Annotated in this window: 14 protein-coding genes; 8 read left to right on the top strand and 6 right to left on the bottom strand. The window is 68.1% G+C overall.

Features of this window, described 5'->3' with window-relative positions:
- A partial coding sequence (locus N5J73_RS18315; RefSeq protein WP_279941266.1) for a hypothetical protein occupies positions 1–718 on the bottom strand: 718 nt, incomplete at its 3' end.
- A gap of 183 nt (positions 719–901) precedes the next feature.
- Positions 902–1,984 carry a ribonuclease D gene (gene rnd, locus N5J73_RS18310; protein WP_049447622.1) on the bottom strand — a complete coding sequence of 361 codons (1,083 nt, stop codon included), beginning with the start codon at positions 1,982–1,984 and terminating at the stop codon, positions 902–904.
- Between the two features lie 84 nt (positions 1,985–2,068).
- Here rnd and N5J73_RS18305 point away from each other — a divergent pair, with 84 nt between their 5' ends.
- A complete protein-coding gene (locus N5J73_RS18305) occupies positions 2,069–3,961 on the top strand; it encodes an SUMF1/EgtB/PvdO family nonheme iron enzyme (protein ID WP_049447621.1) in 1,893 nt (630 codons plus the stop codon).
- A gap of 88 nt (positions 3,962–4,049) precedes the next feature.
- Positions 4,050–4,946 (top strand): M48 family metallopeptidase, encoded by an 897-nt coding sequence (locus N5J73_RS18300; protein WP_049447620.1) that lies wholly within the window; start codon positions 4,050–4,052, stop codon positions 4,944–4,946.
- Positions 4,947–5,431: 485 nt separating this feature from the next.
- Here N5J73_RS18300 and xseA read toward each other — a convergent pair whose 3' ends face one another.
- Positions 5,432–6,763, bottom strand: a complete 1,332-nt coding sequence (xseA, locus tag N5J73_RS18295) for an exodeoxyribonuclease VII large subunit (protein ID WP_049447735.1) — start codon at positions 6,761–6,763, stop codon at positions 5,432–5,434.
- Between the two features lie 44 nt (positions 6,764–6,807).
- The gene (queG, locus tag N5J73_RS18290) at positions 6,808–7,878 is read right to left on the bottom strand and encodes a tRNA epoxyqueuosine(34) reductase QueG (RefSeq protein ID WP_049447736.1); all 1,071 of its coding nucleotides are present in this window, start codon (positions 7,876–7,878) and stop codon (positions 6,808–6,810) included.
- Positions 7,879–7,901: 23 nt separating this feature from the next.
- On the opposite strand from queG, the gene N5J73_RS18285 reads away from it, so the two are divergent.
- The 6 genes from N5J73_RS18285 (at position 7,902) to N5J73_RS18260 (ending at position 15,459) form a co-directional block, all read left to right on the top strand.
- The gene (locus tag N5J73_RS18285) at positions 7,902–9,386 is read left to right on the top strand and encodes an NAD(P)H-hydrate dehydratase (protein WP_049447737.1); all 1,485 of its coding nucleotides are present in this window, start codon (positions 7,902–7,904) and stop codon (positions 9,384–9,386) included.
- Positions 9,383–9,865 carry a tRNA (adenosine(37)-N6)-threonylcarbamoyltransferase complex ATPase subunit type 1 TsaE gene (gene tsaE, locus N5J73_RS18280; protein WP_012511659.1) on the top strand — a complete coding sequence of 161 codons (483 nt, stop codon included), beginning with the start codon at positions 9,383–9,385 and terminating at the stop codon, positions 9,863–9,865. The genes N5J73_RS18285 and tsaE overlap by 4 nt, the downstream gene beginning before the upstream one ends.
- An 82-nt stretch (positions 9,866–9,947) precedes the next feature.
- Positions 9,948–11,516, top strand: coding sequence for an N-acetylmuramoyl-L-alanine amidase (locus N5J73_RS18275; protein WP_049447738.1), 1,569 nt, complete (start codon positions 9,948–9,950; stop codon positions 11,514–11,516).
- A 139-nt stretch (positions 11,517–11,655) separates the two neighbouring features.
- On the top strand, positions 11,656–13,563 hold the full coding sequence (mutL, locus tag N5J73_RS18270; protein ID WP_049447739.1) for a DNA mismatch repair endonuclease MutL: 1,908 nt from the start codon (positions 11,656–11,658) through the stop codon (positions 13,561–13,563).
- Positions 13,564–13,574: 11 nt separating this feature from the next.
- Complete coding sequence (locus tag N5J73_RS18265; protein ID WP_049447740.1) at positions 13,575–14,504, top strand: DUF1684 domain-containing protein; 930 nt, start codon at positions 13,575–13,577, stop codon at positions 14,502–14,504.
- Between the two features lies 1 nt (position 14,505).
- Positions 14,506–15,459, top strand: a complete 954-nt coding sequence (locus tag N5J73_RS18260; RefSeq protein WP_049447741.1) for a TraB/GumN family protein — start codon at positions 14,506–14,508, stop codon at positions 15,457–15,459.
- A gap of 74 nt (positions 15,460–15,533) precedes the next feature.
- Here N5J73_RS18260 and phaR read toward each other — a convergent pair whose 3' ends face one another.
- Together phaR and phbB are read right to left on the bottom strand one after the other, a co-directional pair.
- Positions 15,534–16,073, bottom strand: coding sequence for a polyhydroxyalkanoate synthesis repressor PhaR (phaR, locus tag N5J73_RS18255; protein WP_049447744.1), 540 nt, complete (start codon positions 16,071–16,073; stop codon positions 15,534–15,536).
- Positions 16,074–16,256: 183 nt separating this feature from the next.
- Entirely contained in the window at positions 16,257–16,997 is a 741-nt protein-coding gene (gene phbB, locus N5J73_RS18250) for an acetoacetyl-CoA reductase (RefSeq protein ID WP_049447742.1), read from the bottom strand.
- Positions 16,998–17,009: the final 12 nt, after the last annotated feature.

The raw sequence follows: 17,009 nt of genomic DNA, 5'->3' as shown, positions 1-17,009 counted from the left end.
TCTCGCCACGGACCTGATAGCCGGCGGCCCGCAGATGCTCCGGCCAAGGTGGCGTGGCCATTTCTTCCAGTGCCATCGACAGCCGTGAGGCGAGATGCAAAGGCGCTGCATCCAGCCAGTCAAGATAGGCATCGCTGTGGATGAGTGCGCGCAGCGCGGTGTGGTCGTGCCATCGGGGGGCTGGCAGCAGGGTGAATCCTGTCACCCGGAACAGGCGTTCGCGTTGCGGATCATCCATGTGCAGCGGAAATGCAAGCAGCAGCTCAGGCTGATAGGCAAGGGGGCGCTGGCCCCGCCTCCACGCCTCGATGCCGGCGCGATCCAGACCGGGCACTTCACCATCCAGGGCCAGCCCGCCACCGGCTTCAAAATAGCCGTGCATCAGGGCATGCGGATGCAGCCAAGGCTCGAGCTTGTCCTGGTCGCTGGCAGCGGGGTCCTGTTCGATCAGGCGTGCCGACAATGACAGGTAGTGAATCGAACGGGCCAGATCCAGTCCGCCGGTCAGTGCTGCGTAGGCGTTTAGCTGGCTGGTGCGATCCATGCAGGGGTGCTGCTGCGCGTCGTCGGCGACCTGCTGCGCCAGAGCGAGGTAGCGTTCTGACCCTTGTGGATCCTTGAACAGCGCACGATAGCGCTGTGGTTCACGCATCACTTCGATGGCGGCCTCACGGTCGCCACGTGACAGCGCGTCGCGCATGTACTCGAGCGTTTGCACTACGGGAACTCCAGCGGGAGATGGACAGGAGGGCGGTTGCGCGGCTGGGGCCGTGGCGGTGGCGCCGGCCAGCAGCAGCGCGCCGATCATCCATCGTGACATGCCGGAAGAGGGCCATGCAGGCATGCAGCAACCTCCTTGTCGAACATTGGCAGGGCCGCCCCGTGGGGCGGCTGATGCGGGTTACTGGTTTGCCGGCAGCAGGGCCTGCAGCCGCGATTCCAGTTCCTGCTGGCGCCAGCCTGCCAGTGCGGTCGGCCACTGGCGACGTTCCAGATAGCTTTCCAGGTGCTTGCGCGAGGCCAGCACGCCATCCGGCAGGCCCAGTTCGCGGCTGCGCTCGGCGACCGCGTCCTGCAGCTTCTTCAGTGCCTGCTTGTTGCTGTCGTTGGCCGGCAGCGCCAGCGGTGCCTCGGCCTCATCGGCCAGCGGTGTGTCCAGCGCCTGCCACACGGCGCCAGCGAGCTTGCGCGGTGCCTTCGGGAACTGTTCGAACAGCGTGCCCAGCGCAGCGGCATCGGCCGGTGGCGTGCGCGCCAGCGTGGCGGCCAGTTCGTTGTCCAGGATCCAGCTCCGCGGGCGGTCGCTGCTGCGGGCCTGGACATCGCGCCAGCGCAGCAGGCGAAGCAGGCGGCGCTGTGCGGCGGCATCGAGGAACTGCGCCGAGCGCATCGCCAGGTGCGGCCAGCGGTCTTCGTCATTGGCGACGCTGGCCAGCAGGCGTTCGCCGTCGTCGTGCAGCCACTGCTGGCGGCCCAGCGCCTGCAGCCTGGCATCGATGGCGTCATGCAGCGCGAACAGGTGCTCGACGTCGTCGGCGGCGTACTGCAGCTGCGATTCCGAGAGCGGACGGCGCATCCAGTCCGAACGGGTTTCGCCCTTGGCCAGCGCCACCCCGGTGATCTCCGCAACCAGCTTCTGGTAACCCATGCCGCCACCGATACCGGCCAGCGAGGCACCGATCTGGGTGTCGAACAGCGGTCGCGGCAACACGCCGCAGGCCCACTTGAAGGCGACCAGGTCTTCGCTGGCGCTGTGCATCACCTTGATGATCGATTCATCGGCCAGCCAGGGCGCCAATGCTTCGGTCATGCCGGGAATCAGCGGATCGATCAGCAGGATGTCCTGTCCGACGGCCATCTGCACCAGGGCCAACTGCGGCCAGAAGGTGCGTTCGCGGATGAATTCGGTGTCCAGGCCGATGCGGGTCGGACGCTGCTGGAAGTACGGATCCAGCTCAGCGGGGGTGGTGATCCAGGTTGCCACGGGTCAGGGCCTACTACTCGGGTTTGCTCAGGCAGGGGAGAATAGCCTAACGTCGGTCCGCATCCGTGCCGAAGGAGATCCTGCTTGCGTTTTCTGCTGTCGTCCGCGCTGTGCACCGCCCTGGCTGTGGCCCTGGCCGGCTGCAGGCCGTCGCCCTCGGCAACGGCGGAGCCGGCGCCGGCTGCTGGCGAAGACGCGCGGCCGCAGGAAGGTCCGCAGGTGGACACAGCCCTCGGGAACGGGCAGGGCAGCGTCATTATTGCCGGCGAGGATGCGGCCGAGGATGTGCAGCGGTGGACAGCGCCACGGGTTGATCGGCAGGGGCGCACGCTGGCCCAGCTGCGCCGCGCGGCCGAGAAGGCATTCAACGAAGGGCATCTGTACGAGGACGCCGACGCAGCGGTTCCGCTGTGGTTGGCGGTACAGGAGGAAGACCCGGATGACCGTCAGGCCCGCATTGGCCTGCAGCGTGCCCGCCAGCGCCTGCAGCAGCAGGCGGACGCGCTGCTGGTGCGGCCGCTGAAGCAACGCGAGGCCCTCGCTGAGGCCAGCCGCCAGGCGCTGGTACTGCTGACGCTCGCGCCGAAGGACGAGAAGGTGCGTGCGCTGCAGGGGCGGGTCGAGACCGCGCAGCGCGCGGTGGCCTACAACCGCGCCGGCGAAGAGGACCTGCGGTCGAACCGGATCGGTGAAGATGGTGACGGTGCCATCGGCAACTTCCGCGAGGCCCTGGCCCTGGATGAACACAACAGCCGGGCGCGGCAAGGCCTGGCAGCAGCGGAGAGTGGCTTGATCCGCCGCGCCGAAGACGCCGCGCGCGTGCGCGACTTCGCCAGCGCGGGCACCTGGCTGGCCGAAGCCAGCAAGGTCCGCGACTCGTCACCGACCATTGCCGATGCCTTCGAGCGCATTGAGCAGATCCGTGCCGCCACGCTGCTGCAGCTGCGCGATGACGGTCTGCGTGATCTGGCCACGCCGCAGGGCCTGAAGCCGGCCCGCGAGAAGTTGGCCGAGGCCCTTCGCATCGCTCTGCCGGGAGACGCGGTGGTGGCCCAGCTGCGCGAGCGTATTGATCTCGCTACCCATTACGGTAGCTTCCGCCCGGGCCAGGTGTTCAGCGACGCCATGCGTGATGGCGGGCGCGGGCCGCAGATGGTGGTGGTGCCGCATGGCGGCTTCCAGATGGGTGCCAGTGATGCCGAGCCTGGATCCAGTGATTCCGAGCGCCCTTCACACTATGTGCGCTTCGATCGCGGTTTCGCGATGGCGATCACCGAGGTTACGGTCAGCGATTTCGAACGTTACGTGAAGGCGTCCAATGCGCGCCCGCGCGCGACCCGGCGTGGCCATTCGGTGGTATATGACGAGCGTAGCGGCAACTTCATCCGCCGCAGTGGAGTGGACTGGCGCTCTGACTATGACGGCGGCCGCGCGTTGGGCAACTCGCCGGTGATGCACGTCAGCGTGCGTGATGCCGAGAATTACGCGGCGTGGTTGTCCGAGCAGACCGGCCGCAGCTACCGGCTGCCCAGCGAGGCCGAATTCGAATATGCACTGCGCGCCGGCAGCAGTGGGCGCTACCCATGGGGCGACGCTGGCACGCCGCCGCCCGGCAGCGGCAACTTCACCGGCAGCAAGGATGTCTCCCCGTCCGGGCGGCATTGGCACAACGCCTTCATCGGCTACGGCGATGGCTGGTGGGGACCGGCGCCGGTGGCCAGCTTCCAGGCCAACGCCTTTGGCCTGCACGACATGAGCGGCAACCTCAGCGAATGGGTGGCCGATTGCTGGCATGCCAGTTACCGGCGTGCGCCCTCCGATGGCGCCGCCTGGTTCAACCCGGGCTGTCGTTCGCGGGTGATCCGCGGCGGCAACTGGGCCAATGCGCCCGAACAGACCCGTGCGGCCTGGCGGCAGTCACAGGATTCGGACACCACCAACGCCCGCATCGGTTTCCGCCTGGTGCGGGGCATCTGAGGGGCACCGGGCTTCACCCGCTGCTGGCGTCCGCGCACTAAGATTGCGCCGTGCCCGCCGGCCGGCGGGGCCTGCTGGACGACCCCTGATGCGCAATGATCCCTTTTCCCGCTCGCCCCAAGGCCCGCAGCGTCGCGGCCTGTTCGGCAACATTCGCTGGTGGGTGCTGCTGCTGGCGGCCGGCTATGCGGTGTTCTACTGGTTTTCCAACCGCACGGTGGACCCGTACACCGGCGAGAAGGTGATGATCGACAGCAGCCTGGACGCGCGACAGGAGACCGCTTTGGGGCTGCAGGCCTACCAGCAGATCCTGTCGCAGGAACGGCCGATGGATCCCAGCGCACCGATCGCGCGCGATGTGCGCGACATCGCCCAGCGGCTGATTGCCAAGGTCGATGTGGTGGAGACCGCGCTGGCGCAGGAACACGGCGTGCAGCCGGCGCATTTCGCGCGGGATTTCCAGTGGGAGGTGAACGTGATCCCGTCCGATCAGGCCAATGCGTTCTGCCTGCCGGGCGGCAAGATGGCGGTCTACACCGGGCTGGTGCCGGTGGCGCGTACCCGCGACGCGATGGCGGTGGTGATGGGCCACGAGATCGCGCATGCACTGCTGCGCCATGGTGCACAGCGCATGGCCCAGCAGAAGCTCACCCAGATCGGACAGGTGGCCGGTGCCGCAAGCGGCATGGATGCGCAACAGCAACAGATGATGATGTCGGCGATGGGCTACGGGTATCTGCTGCCCTATGCGCGCAGCCACGAGACCCAGGCCGACGAAGTGGGCCTGATGCTGGCCGCAGCGGCGTGCTTCGATCCACGCGAGGCGGTGCCGCTGTGGCAGCGGATGGGCCAGGCCGGTGGCGGCCAGTCGCCGCCGGAGTTCGCATCTACTCACCCGAACCCGGGTACCCGCATCCAGAACCTGCAGGCGCTGATGCCGAAGGCACTCGAGTACCGGCAGAAGTTCTGCGAGCAGGCAAAGTAGGGTGGTGTTCGGCAGGGCTGCGCCCTGCACCTGCCGAAGCAACCGCAACAGCAACAGCGTGCATTCCGTGGGATGGCGGGGTGGGCCCGGTTGCGGGGGCCGCTGCAAGTACGTCCATGTATGCTCGGTCGCCGCATCCATGCGGCTCACGCCCCCGCAACCGGACCCACCCCGCCTTCGACAGATTCTCGCGATCTGTCGGAATGGCTCCGAATTGATTCGATATCTGACAGAGATTCATCCACGCATGGCGTGGATCTACCGACCGTCATCGGGAAACTGTCGAGGGTGGGGCGGTGTGGCTGTGCAGGACCGTTGGCGCCATGGATGGCGCCATCGAGCCCCCAGGGATGGGTTTACGGCGTGTCCTGCACAGCCACACCGCCCCGCCATCCCACGGAATGCCAGCTTTGGCTGTTGCTTCGGCTGTTGCTGTTGCTTGAACGCTTCGGCAGGTGCAGGGCGCAGCCCTGCCGAACACCCCTTTACTTGACCTGCACGTCGATCACGCCGTCGCCGACGCGGGCCTGCAGTGCGTCACCCGGCTGTACCTGATCGATCTGGCGTACCAGCGTGCCATCGTCGCTGCGGGTGAGGATGCTGTAACCACGAGCCACGGTCGCCAGCGGGCTGACCGCTTCCAGTGAACGCGCCAGCCCGCGCAGGCGCAGCACATCGCGCTCCAGCAGACGCTGCATCGCAATCTGCGGGCGCCCGCGCAGGGCAGCCAGGCGGCGCTGCATCGTGTCCAGCTGGCGCTGGGGATGGTGCCCGCGCAACACGGCTGCGGCATGACGCAGACGCGCGGCACGGCGTTCCTGCTGCTGGTTGAACGCCGCATGCAGGCGCCGGCCCAGGTCCAGCTGGCGGCGACGCAGCAGATCCAGCCGCGCCTGTGGGCTCTGCGCGTTCAGACGCAGCAGTGCACGGTCGGCACGCTGCATCGCCTGCTGCATCGTGTGCCGCTGCAGCTGCACCATGCGTGCGGCCGTGCGGCGCAGGCGCAGGGCCAGTTCGCGCTGGTCCGGCACCAGCAGCTCGGCGGCCACCGACGGCGTCGGTGCACGCAGGTCGGCGGCAAAATCGCTGAGGCTGAAGTCGGTTTCATGGCCCACCGCCGACACCACCGGGGTGCGGCTGGCGGCGATCGCGCGGGCCAGCGCTTCATCGTTGAACGCCCACAGGTCTTCCAGCGAACCGCCACCGCGGGTCAGCAGGATCACATCATAGCGGCCACTGGCATCGGCGGCCTGCAGCAGGCGGGTGATCTGCGCGGCGGCGCTGCTGCCCTGTACCAGGGTCGGCAGCAGATCCACTTCCAGAAGCGGGAAGCGGCGGGCCAGCACGCTCAGCACATCACGCACGGCGGCGCCGGTGGGCGAGGTGATCACTGCCAGGCGCTGCACGTGCGCCGGCATCGGCCGCTTGCGCGCCGGGTCGAACAGACCCTCGGCCTCCAGCCGTGCCTTCAGCTCTTCGAACGCTCGGCGCAGCGCGCCTTCGCCCGCTTCTTCCATGTGGTCCAGCACCATCTGGTACTCGCCACGGGCGTCGTACAGGGTCACCTTGCCGCGCACCAGCACGCGCATGCCTTCGCGTGGCACGAACTTCAGGTACTGCGCCTTCATCCGGAACATCGCCGCGCGCAGCTGCGCACGTGCGTCCTTCAGGGTGAAATACAGGTGCCCGGAAGAAGGGCGCGCCACGCTGCCCAGCTCGGCCTCGACCCAGATCGCCGGGAAGCTGCCTTCCAGCAGGTCGCGGGCCAGGGTGTTGAGCTGGCTGGGGGTGAAGATGTCGTTGTTGCGTGGCTGCATGGGAACGGCGTGCTGCGGGCGGAACGGGGGCTCAGGATCGCACGTCAGCGCACCGTGTGCTGGCCCAGCGCCCACTGCACGTGTTCACGCACCAGCGGCGAGGGATCATCGACGCGGATCTGCAACGCGGCCAACGCTTCGGCCGAGGTCGGTGCATTGCCCAGTGCCACGGCGATGTTGCGCAACCAGCGCTCATGGCCGCTGCGGCGGATCGGGCTGCCTTCGGTACGGCGCAGGAACTCGGCTTCATCCCAGGCGAACAGCTGATCCAGCCGCGCGGTATCGAGGTTGTTGCGCGCGCGGAAATCGGCTTCGTCGGTGCGCTTGGCGAACTTGTTCCAGGGGCAGACCAGCTGGCAGTCATCGCAGCCGTAGATGCGGTTGCCGATCAACGGCCGCATGTCCTCGGGGATGGCGCCATCATGTTCGATGGTCAGGTAGGAAATGCAGCGACGCGCGTCCAGGCGCTGCGGGCCGGTGATCGCGCGGGTGGGGCAGACATCGATGCAGCGCGTGCAGGTGCCGCAGTGGGCGCTGGCCGGGGTGTCGATCGGCAGCGGGATGTCGATGTAGATCTCGCCGATGAAGAACCAGGAGCCGCCGTGGCGGTCGATCAGGCAGGTGTGCTTGCCAATCCAGCCCAGGCCAGCGTTGCGCGCCAGTGCGCGTTCCAGCACCGGCGCCGAATCGACGAACACGCGGTAGCCCAGTGGCGCCACTTCGTCGTTGATCTGCGTGGCCAGCTTCTGCAGGCGGTTGCGCATCAGCTTGTGGTAGTCGCGGCCCAGCGCGTAACGGGCCACGTAGGCGCGGCCGGGATCGGCCAGGGTTGCCCAGGCTTCGGTGTCGTCCTTGTGGCTGTAATCCATGCCCACCGAGATCACCCGCACGGTGCCGGGCAGCAGCTCGGCCGGGCGGGCGCGCAGGGTGCCGTGGCGCGCCATCCAGTCCATCGTGCCGTACAGGCCCTGGCCAAGCCAGTCGGCCAGGTGCGCTTCATCCTCGCCCAGCTCGATGCCGGCAATGCCGCAGCGCTGGAAGCCATGCGCACGGGCCAGTTCGCGGATGCGCTGTACGGCCTGGGCCGGATCGACAGGGGCGGGGACGGGGGACATGTGCACCAGTATAAAATCCCCGCATGGCCAACCTTGCCGATCTGTTCGATTCCGCTGCCGCACGTGCGCTTGATGAGCAGGCCTCGACGCTTGCCGCCGAGGGCGGTTGGGGCCTGATGGCGCAGGCCGGCCAGGCCGCCTGGCAGTGCCTGCTGCAGCACTGGCCGCAGGCGCAGCGGATCGGCGTGGTGGTCGGCGCGGGCAACAACGGCGGCGATGGCCATGTGCTGGCCCGTCACGCGCTGCAGGCCGGGCGCGAGGTGATGGTGATCGCCTTGCCGGGGAAGTCGCCGTCAACCGTGCTGGCACAGCGTGCAGCATCTGAATTCAAGTCCGGTGGCGGCACCATCACCGATTTCGACGGCATGCTGCCCGAGGCCGACATCTGGGTCGATGCCCTGTTCGGTCTGGGCTTCGATCGCGCGCCGGAAGGCGTGGCGCAGGCGCTGATCGTCGCGCTCAACGCGCAGGCGTCACCGGTGTTGGCGCTGGACGTGCCCAGTGGCGTCGATGCCGACCGCGGTGCCGTACCGGGCGTGGCCGTGAAGGGCGCTTTGACCCTGCAGTTCATCGTGCTGCATCGTGGGCTGTATACCGGCGATGCGCTGGATCATTGCGGGCAGAAAGTCCTGGCACCGCTGCAGCTGCCTGCGGCCGCATGGCAGGGCGTGTCACCCGCCGCAGAGCACTGGACCCAGGCTCGCTTGCCGGCACTGCTGCCGCCGCGCCGCGCCAATACCCACAAGGGCGAATCCGGCCATGTGCTGTGCGTGGGTGGCAACCACGGCAGCGGCGGCGCCATCGCGATGGCCGCCGAAGCGGCGCTGCGGGCGGGCGCTGGCCTGCTCAGCCTCGGCACCCGCCGCGACCATGTCGGCCCGTTGCTGGCACGCCTGCCCGAGGCGATGACCCACGCGCTGGAAGACGGCGACGCACTGCCGGCGCTGCTGGACAAGGCCAGGGTGGTGGCGATCGGGCCCGGGCTGGGCCAGGACGAGTGGGCACGCGCATTGTTTGCGCGGGTACTGGCATGCGCCAGGCCACTGGTGGTCGATGCCGATGCCCTGAACCTGCTGGCGCAGGATCCGCGCGCGCTGCCTGACGCCATCCTTACGCCGCATCCGGGCGAGGCCGCGCGCCTGCTCGGCTGCAGCACCGCTGACATCCAGGCCGACCGCTACGCCTGCGCGCAGGCACTGGCCGAGCGTTTCCACGCCGTGGTGGTGCTGAAGGGCGCCGGCAGCATCGTCGCAGCGCCCGGGCAACGGCCACGGCTGATTGCCGCAGGCAACCCCGGCATGGCCGTGGGTGGCATGGGGGACCTGCTCACCGGCATCATCGCCAGCCTGCGCGCGCAGGGCCTGGCAGCCTTCGACGCTGCTGCAACCGGTGCGCTGCTGCATGCGCTCGCGGGCGATGTCGCTGCCGCCGACGGCGCGCGCGGCCTGCTTCCTACTGATCTGCTGTCGCCGTTGCGGCGACTGGCCAACCCGGAACTCTCCCGATGATCGATTTCTTCCTTGCCGACAGCGATGCCACCGAACTGCTCGGGCAATGGCTGGCGGCCACCCGGCCGCCGCAGGCGCTGGTCGAACTGCGCGGCGACCTGGGCGCCGGCAAATCCACCACCGCACGCGCACTGCTGCGCGCACTGGGCGTGCAGGGCGCGATCCGCAGCCCGACCTACACCCTGGTCGAGCGCTATCCGCTGGCCAGCGGTGGCGAGGCCTGGCACCTGGACCTGTACCGGATCGGCCAGGCCGGTGAACTCGATTTCCTGGGCCTGGACGAGGGCAGCGCGGTGCTGTGGCTGGTGGAATGGCCGGAACGCGGCGCGGGCGCGCTGCCGCCGACCGACCTGGTGGTGGCGCTGGAGATCGAGGGGCAGGGGCGTCGCGTCCGTCTCACTGGAGCCAGCGACGTCGGACATGAATGGCTGAAACGGCTTCCCCAAGGGGGCGACTTGCAGGCCATTTCTGTCGGCTGACGAGAACAAAGACCGGCAGGTTACGGATTATTAAGGAAAAAGGTGTTGCATTCCGTTCAGCGCGGTGATTGAATCCTGAGCCATGCGCCCGGGGAACCGTCTCATCGCTATCTGTGCCGCCGTCGGACTGGGTCTGGCGAGCGTCAGTGCGTGGGCCGGTGAAGTCCGCCAGGTCCTGCTGAATACCGGCGCCACCGGCACCCGTGCCGAGATCTCGCTGGTCGGCAGTGGCGGCTACAAGACGCTTTCTCTGGCCGGTCCGAACCGTCTGGTGGTCGACTTCCCGGACTCCAGCGCCATACGCAACCTGAAGATGCCGGCTGCACAGGGCGTGGTCACGGCGGTGCGTACTGGACAGCCGGTGCCGGGCACCTTCCGTGTCGTTTTCGACCTCGCTGAATCGGTGGCGCCGTTCCGCCCGCAGATGCAACGCGAGGGCAATGAATCCAAGCTGGTGATCGAATGGCCGGGCGACGGCCCGGCCGTGGCCGCCAGCCGTCCCGCGGTGGCGCCGGCGGTGCAGCCGCAGGCACAGGTCAACACGCCCGCACCGGTGCCGACGCCGGCGGAGAGTGCGCAGTCGCGTTCCGATGCCGCGCGTGCGACCGCGCTGCTGACTGCCCAGGTGCGCCAGCAGGCCAGTGCCACTGCCGCCGCGCCGGCCACGCCCACCCCGGCGCCGTCCACCGCACCGGCCCAGGTCGCGGCGGCCGGTACCGTGGCCAGCAGTTCGCCTTCTTCCTCGCCGGCCGCGATCCTTGCTGGGCAGCGCACCGCAGCAGTGGTGACCACGCCACCGGCCACGGTGCCCGCACCGGCACCGACGCCGGTGGAACCGCCGCGCCCGGCCATGCCCAGCGATGCGTCGCGCATCCGCATGCAGGCCGGCATGCGCCATCTGGTGGTGGCCATCGATCCGGGCCATGGCGGCCAGGATCCGGGTGCGATCGGCCCGACCGGCAAGCGCGAAAAGGATGTGACTCTGGCTGTGGCGCGTGAACTGGCCCGCCAGGTCAATGCGACGCCGGGCCTGAAGGCCTACCTGACCCGCGACAGCGACGTGTTCATCCCGCTGCCGATGCGCGCGCAGAAGGCGCGTGCGAACAAGGCCGACATCTTCATTTCGATCCATGCCGACGCGGCCGAAAACCGTTCTGCCACCGGTTCGTCGGTGTACGTGCTGTCGACCAAGGGTGCTTCTTCGCAGCGCGCCCGCTGGCTGGCGGACAAGGAAAACGCGGCTGACCTGGTCGGTGGCGTGCGCCTGCAGCAGACCGAAGGCACGCTGGCCAACGTGTTGCTGGACCTGGCCCAGAGCGGCTACATGAAGGCATCCGAAGACGCGGCCGGCCACGTGCTGGGCGGCCTGAAGCGGATCGGGAACAACCACAAGCCGAACATCGAGCGCGCCAACTTCGCGGTTCTGCGCACCTCGGACATGCCGGCGATGCTGGTGGAAACCGCGTTCATCTCCAACCCGGATGAAGAACGCCGCCTGATCGACCCGGCCTACCAGCGCAAGATCGCCGGTGCGGTGCTGGACGGTGTACATACCTTCTTCAGCCGCCAGCCGCCGCCGGGGACGCTGTATGCCGCCCGCGCCCAGGCCGAGATCGACGCAGCCGGCACCATGGCCGGCGGCAGCAAGTAACCCGCCGAAGGCGGGTTACTGCTTTCTGTAGAGTCGACTGTCAGTCGACTGCGCGCGCAGTGTGGGGGTTTCGGTGCCCGGCGAAGAGCAGTCGACTGACAGTCGACTCTACCTGCGCAGCCTCCGTTATCATCCCCGCATGACGTCTGCTACCCATCCGCGCCCGATCCGGCCGTTGCCGGAGATCCTGATCAACCAGATCGCCGCCGGCGAAGTGGTCGAACGTCCTGCGTCGGTGGTCAAGGAGCTGGTCGAGAACGCGATCGATGCCGGTGCCAGCCGCGTTGATATCGATCTTGAAGAGGGCGGTGTACGCCTGATCCGCATCCGCGACAACGGCAGTGGCATCGCGCCGGAACAGCTGCCGCTGGCGGTATCGCGCCACGCCACCAGCAAGATCGCCGATCTGGACGATCTTGAATCGGTGGCCACGCTCGGTTTCCGTGGCGAAGCATTGCCGTCGATCGCTTCGGTCAGCCGTTTCACCCTGTCCTCGCGTCGCGCACATGACGAACACGGTTCGGCGCTGCAGATCGAAGGCGGCAAGATCGGCGAGGTGACGCCGCGCGCGCATGCGCCGGGCACCACGGTGGAAGTGCGCGAGCTGTTCTACAACGTACCCGCGCGACGCAAGTTCCTGCGCGCCGAGCGCACCGAGCTGGGCCATATCGAAGAATGGCTGCGTTCGCTGGCGCTGGCGCGGCCGGATGTCGAACTGCGCGTGTCGCACAACGGCAAGGCGTCGCGCCGCTACAAGCCTGGCGATCTGTATTCCGATGCGCGATTGGCCGAAACGCTGGGCGAGGATTTCGCCAACCAGGCCGTGCGCGTCGACCACAGCGGTGCCGGCCTGCGCCTGCACGGCTGGATCGCGCAGCCGCATTATTCGCGCGCCAGCGCCGACCAGCAGTACCTGTACGTCAACGGCCGTTCGGTGCGCGACCGCAGTGTCGCCCATGCGGTGAAGATGGCGTACGGCGATGTGCTGTACCACGGCCGCCAGCCGGCCTACGTGCTGTTCCTGGAACTGGATCCGACCCGCGTCGACGTCAACGTGCACCCTGCCAAGCATGAGGTGCGCTTCCGCGATTCGCGGCTGGTCCATGATTTCGTCTATCGCACGTTGAAGGATGCGCTGGCCGATACCCGTGCCGGCGTGTCGGCGCAGGACATCGGTGCCGGCTCTGCGCATCCGGCGGATGCAGGTTCGGCACCGATGGTCTCCAGTGCGGGCGCCTCCGGTTTCGGTCTGGTACGCGGTGCCGCACCGGGTGCCGGATCGAGTGGTGGCGGTGGTGGATTCTCGGGCTGGCGCCCGCAGCAACCGCTGGGATTGCAGGTGGCCGATGCACCGGCTGCCTATGCCGCGCTGTATGCCGCGCCGGCCGGTGCCGAACGCGGTGCTGCACTGCCGCCGATGCCGACCGAGAACGGACTGCCGGTGACCAGTGCCGACGCAGGCGTGCCGCCGCTGGGCTACGCGATCGCGCAGCTGCATGGCATCTACATCCTGGCCGAGAACGCCGAAGGCCTGATCGTGGTCGACATGCATGCGGCGCACGAGCGCATCGGCTACGAGCGGCTGAAGAACGCGCACGATGGCATCGGCCTGCAGTCGCAGCCATTGCTGGTGCCGATCACGCTCGCGGTGGGCGAGCGCGAAGCGGATACCGCCGAAAGCGAAGCAGAAACGCTGGCCGCACTCGGCTTCGAAGTGACCCGTGCCGGCCCCGGTGCGCTGCACGTGCGCAGCATTCCAGCGCTGCTGGCACACGCCGAACCGGAAGGCCTGCTGCGCGACGTGCTGACCGACCTGCGCGAACACGGCCAGAGCCGGCGTGTGGCGAGTGCGCGCGATGAGCTGCTGTCGACCATGGCCTGCCACGGCGCGGTGCGCGCCAACCGACGGCTGACCGTGCCGGAAATGAACGCGCTGCTGCGCGACATGGAAATCACCGAACGGTCGGGCCAGTGCAACCACGGCCGGCCGACCTGGGCCCGTTTTTCGCTGGCGGAGATCGACCGCTGGTTCCTGCGCGGACGTTGAGGGGAGCATCGATGCGTTATCGGGGAATGGGCGGCCTGCTGGCCGCTTTGGTGTTGGCCGCCTGCAGTCCGGCGACACCGCCGGCGCCGACGGTTGCTGAAGATCCGGCCTATGCGGCCACGCAGCAGCAGTGGCGGGTAGCGCGCTACCAGGACCTGACCCGGCCGGATGGTTGGACAGCGTTGGTCGGCCTGCACTGGCTGCAGAACAAATCGCACTTCGTCGGCAGCGGCGCGACCAACGGGATCCGCCTGGCGGTTGGACCGGACAAGCTGGGCCTGCTGCGCCGCGAAGGCAGCCAATGGTGGTTCACACCGGAGACCGGCGTTGACGTCAGCCATGACGGGCAGCCGGTACGCGGCCGCATCCGTGTCGACACCGACAAGGATCCGCAGCCGACGCTGCTGGCCTTCGATGGCGGCAGGGGGCAGCTCAGCATCATCCGCCGCGGCCCGCGCGATGCGCTGCGGGTCAAGCACGCCGACGCGCCGGCACGCCGTGATTTCGCCGGCCTGGAATACTGGCCGGGTGGCCCGGACTGGCAGGTGCAGGCACGTTTCATCCCGCATCCGGCGGGCAAGACCCTGCCCATCGTCGACATCACCGGCCTGACCACCGAAATGCCGAACGCAGGCGCGGTCGAGTTCCAGCGCGATGGCCGCAGCTGGCGGCTGGAGGCGATCGGTGCGCCGGGGCAGCCGCTGTTCCTGATCTTTGCCGATCGCACCAGTGGCCGCGGCAGCTATCCGGCCGGGCGTTACCTGGACACCGACGCGCCGGCAGCCGATGGCACGGTGCGCATCGATTTCAACCATGCCTACAACCCGCCGTGTGCGTTCACTGCCTACGCGACCTGCCCGTTGGCGCCGCCGGAAAACCGGCTGGACCTGCGCGTGGAAGCGGGCGAGAAGGCTTACCACCTGCCTGAAGGAGAAGGCTGAGATGCCGATCAGAACCCTGTTGCGTGCCGCCGTTCTGTTGGCGGCCTGTGCGCTGGCACCGCTGGTTGCAGCGCGTACCGTGCAAGCCGACACCGCTGGCGCAGCGGCGGCCAAGCCGCCGGTACCGTTGCTGTGGAAAGTCACCGGCCCGGGCGACTCGCGCCTCTACCTGCTCGGTTCCTTCCACCTGCTGAAGCCGCAGGACTACCCGTTGTCGCCCGATGTCGAACAGGCGTTCGAGGCCTCGCAGCGGGTCGTGTTCGAACTGTCGCCGGAAGACATGCAGTCGCCGCAGCTGGCCAGCCGCATGGTGCAGGCAGCGGTCCGCACCGATGGCAGCGAACTCAAGCGTGATCTGGATGCTGCGACCTGGCAGAAGCTGCAGGTGTTCGCTGCCGAGAACAAGCTGCCGCTGGCGCAGATGCAGGGCATGAAGCCGTGGTTTGTCGGCCTGAGCATTTCGGTCGGGCAGATGCAGAAGCTGGGCCTGGACCCGGCACTGGGCCTGGACCGCCACTTCATGGAGCGTGCGCAGAAGACCGGCCGCAAGACCGCGGGACTTGAAGACATCGACACCCAGATCGGCATGCTCGACGGAATGACGCTGCAGGAACAGCGGCAGATGCTGGCCGAAGCGCTGGACCAGGCCGGCAAGGCCGACGAGCAGGCACGCCAGCTGCATGATGCATGGCGCCGGGGTGACGAGCGCCTGCTGTGGACCCGGATGGCGGCGGAAATGCGCCAGCAGTATCCGCAGCTTTACCAGCGCATCAATACCGGCCGCAATGACGCCTGGGTGCCGAAGCTGCTGCCGTACCTGCAGGCCGGGCAGGGCGGCACGCTGGTGGTGGTCGGCACGCTGCACCTGCTGGGCAACGATGGCGTGGTCGAGAAGCTGAAGGCGAAGGGTTACAAGGTCGAACGCGTATGCACGGGGTGCAAGGCGAAACGCTGACCTGACGTTGGCGCGATGCCAAACAGAACGGCGCGCCAAGGGCGCGCCGTTTTCGTATCAGCAGATGCCGCAGCTCAGCGGCGGGTCTTGCCGCCGGTGCCGGTGCCCGGTTCGTTCGGTTTGTTGCCGGTACCTGCGCCGGTTCCCGTTCCGGTGCCGCCCGGGCGCGGGCCGCCGAAGCCACTGCCCATGTTGCGCTGGAATTCCTGCCACAGCTCCAGGTTGCGCTCGGTCAGCTGGTTCATCATCGCCCACGGGGTCTGGCCCAGCAGGTTGCCCATCTGCTGGCGGAACTGCTGCTGCTGGTCGAGGAAGACCTGCATGCTGCGCTCCAGGTAATTGCCCATGAAGCCCTGCAGGGAATCGCCGTAGAAGCGGATCAGCTGGCTCAGCAGCTGGGTGGACAGCATCGGTTCGCCGTCCTGTTCCTGGTCGGCGATGATCTGCAGCAGGACCGATCGCGTGAGGTCGTCGCCGCTCTTGGCGTCGCGGACTTCGAAGTCTTCACCGTCCAGGATCAGCTGGCGCACGTCCTCGATGGTGATGTAGCTGGAGATCTCGGTGTCGTAGAGACGGCGGTTCGGATACTTCTTGATGATGCGGGTCGCAGCCATGAAGCGGTACTCGTCACAGTAGACGCGCAGCATGGCGCAGTGCAGCAGCCGTTGCAACCGCCTCAGCCCCCGCCAGGCTTGGCTTTCGGCGGCGATCATGTTGCGCAACAAGGGTTTGCGTGCTGCGCAGCATGACGCTTGGCAGGGGCCGGCGGCGGCCGCCGCGAGGGCCCGCTGCGCGGCTTACCACCCCATGTGGTGGCCGCCGTTGATGTCCAGGTTGCTACCGGTGATCCACGAGGCTTCGTCGGCGACCAGGAACGAGACGCCGTAGGCGATTTCCTCCGGCTTGCCGAGGCGTCCGGTGGGGATGTCGGCGATGATCTTGGCGCGTACGTCCTCCGGCACCGCCATCACCATGTCGGTGGCCACGTAGCCGGGCGAGATGGTGTTGACGGTGATGCCGAAGCCAGCATTCTCGCGGGCCAGAGAGATGGTGAAGCCGTGCATGCCGGCCTTGGCTGCGGCGTAGTTGGCCTGGCCGTACTGGCCCTTCAGGCCGTTGATCGAGCTGATCTGGATGACCCGGCCCCAGCCGCGGCGGCGCATGCCCTCGATGACCGGACGGGTGACGTTGAACACCGAATTGAGGTTGGTGTTGATCACATCGTGCCACTGGTCAGCGCGCATGCGATGGAACGTGGTGTCGCGGGTGATGCCGGCGTTGTTGACCAGGATCTCGACCGGGCCCAGCTCGGCCTCGACGGCGCGCACCAGCGCTTCGGCGCTGCCCGGATCGGAGACATCGCCCGGGAAGATCGACACGCTGTAGCCGCGTTCGGTCATCGCCTGCTGCCAGGCGCGGGCCTTGGCCTCGTCGCGGTAGTTGGTGGCGACCCGGTGGCCCTGGTCGGCCAGGCGTTGGCAGATGGCGGTACCGATGCCGCCGGTTCCGCCGGTGACCAGTGCGACGCGAGATGTCATGGAGTGTTGTCC

The sequence above is a fragment of the Stenotrophomonas sp. GD03654 genome, from assembly GCF_029845105.1.
Classification (GTDB): domain Bacteria; phylum Pseudomonadota; class Gammaproteobacteria; order Xanthomonadales; family Xanthomonadaceae; genus Stenotrophomonas; species Stenotrophomonas africana.
Note: the sequence above shows the minus strand (reverse complement) of the source record. Positions and strands in the feature narration are given on the sequence as shown.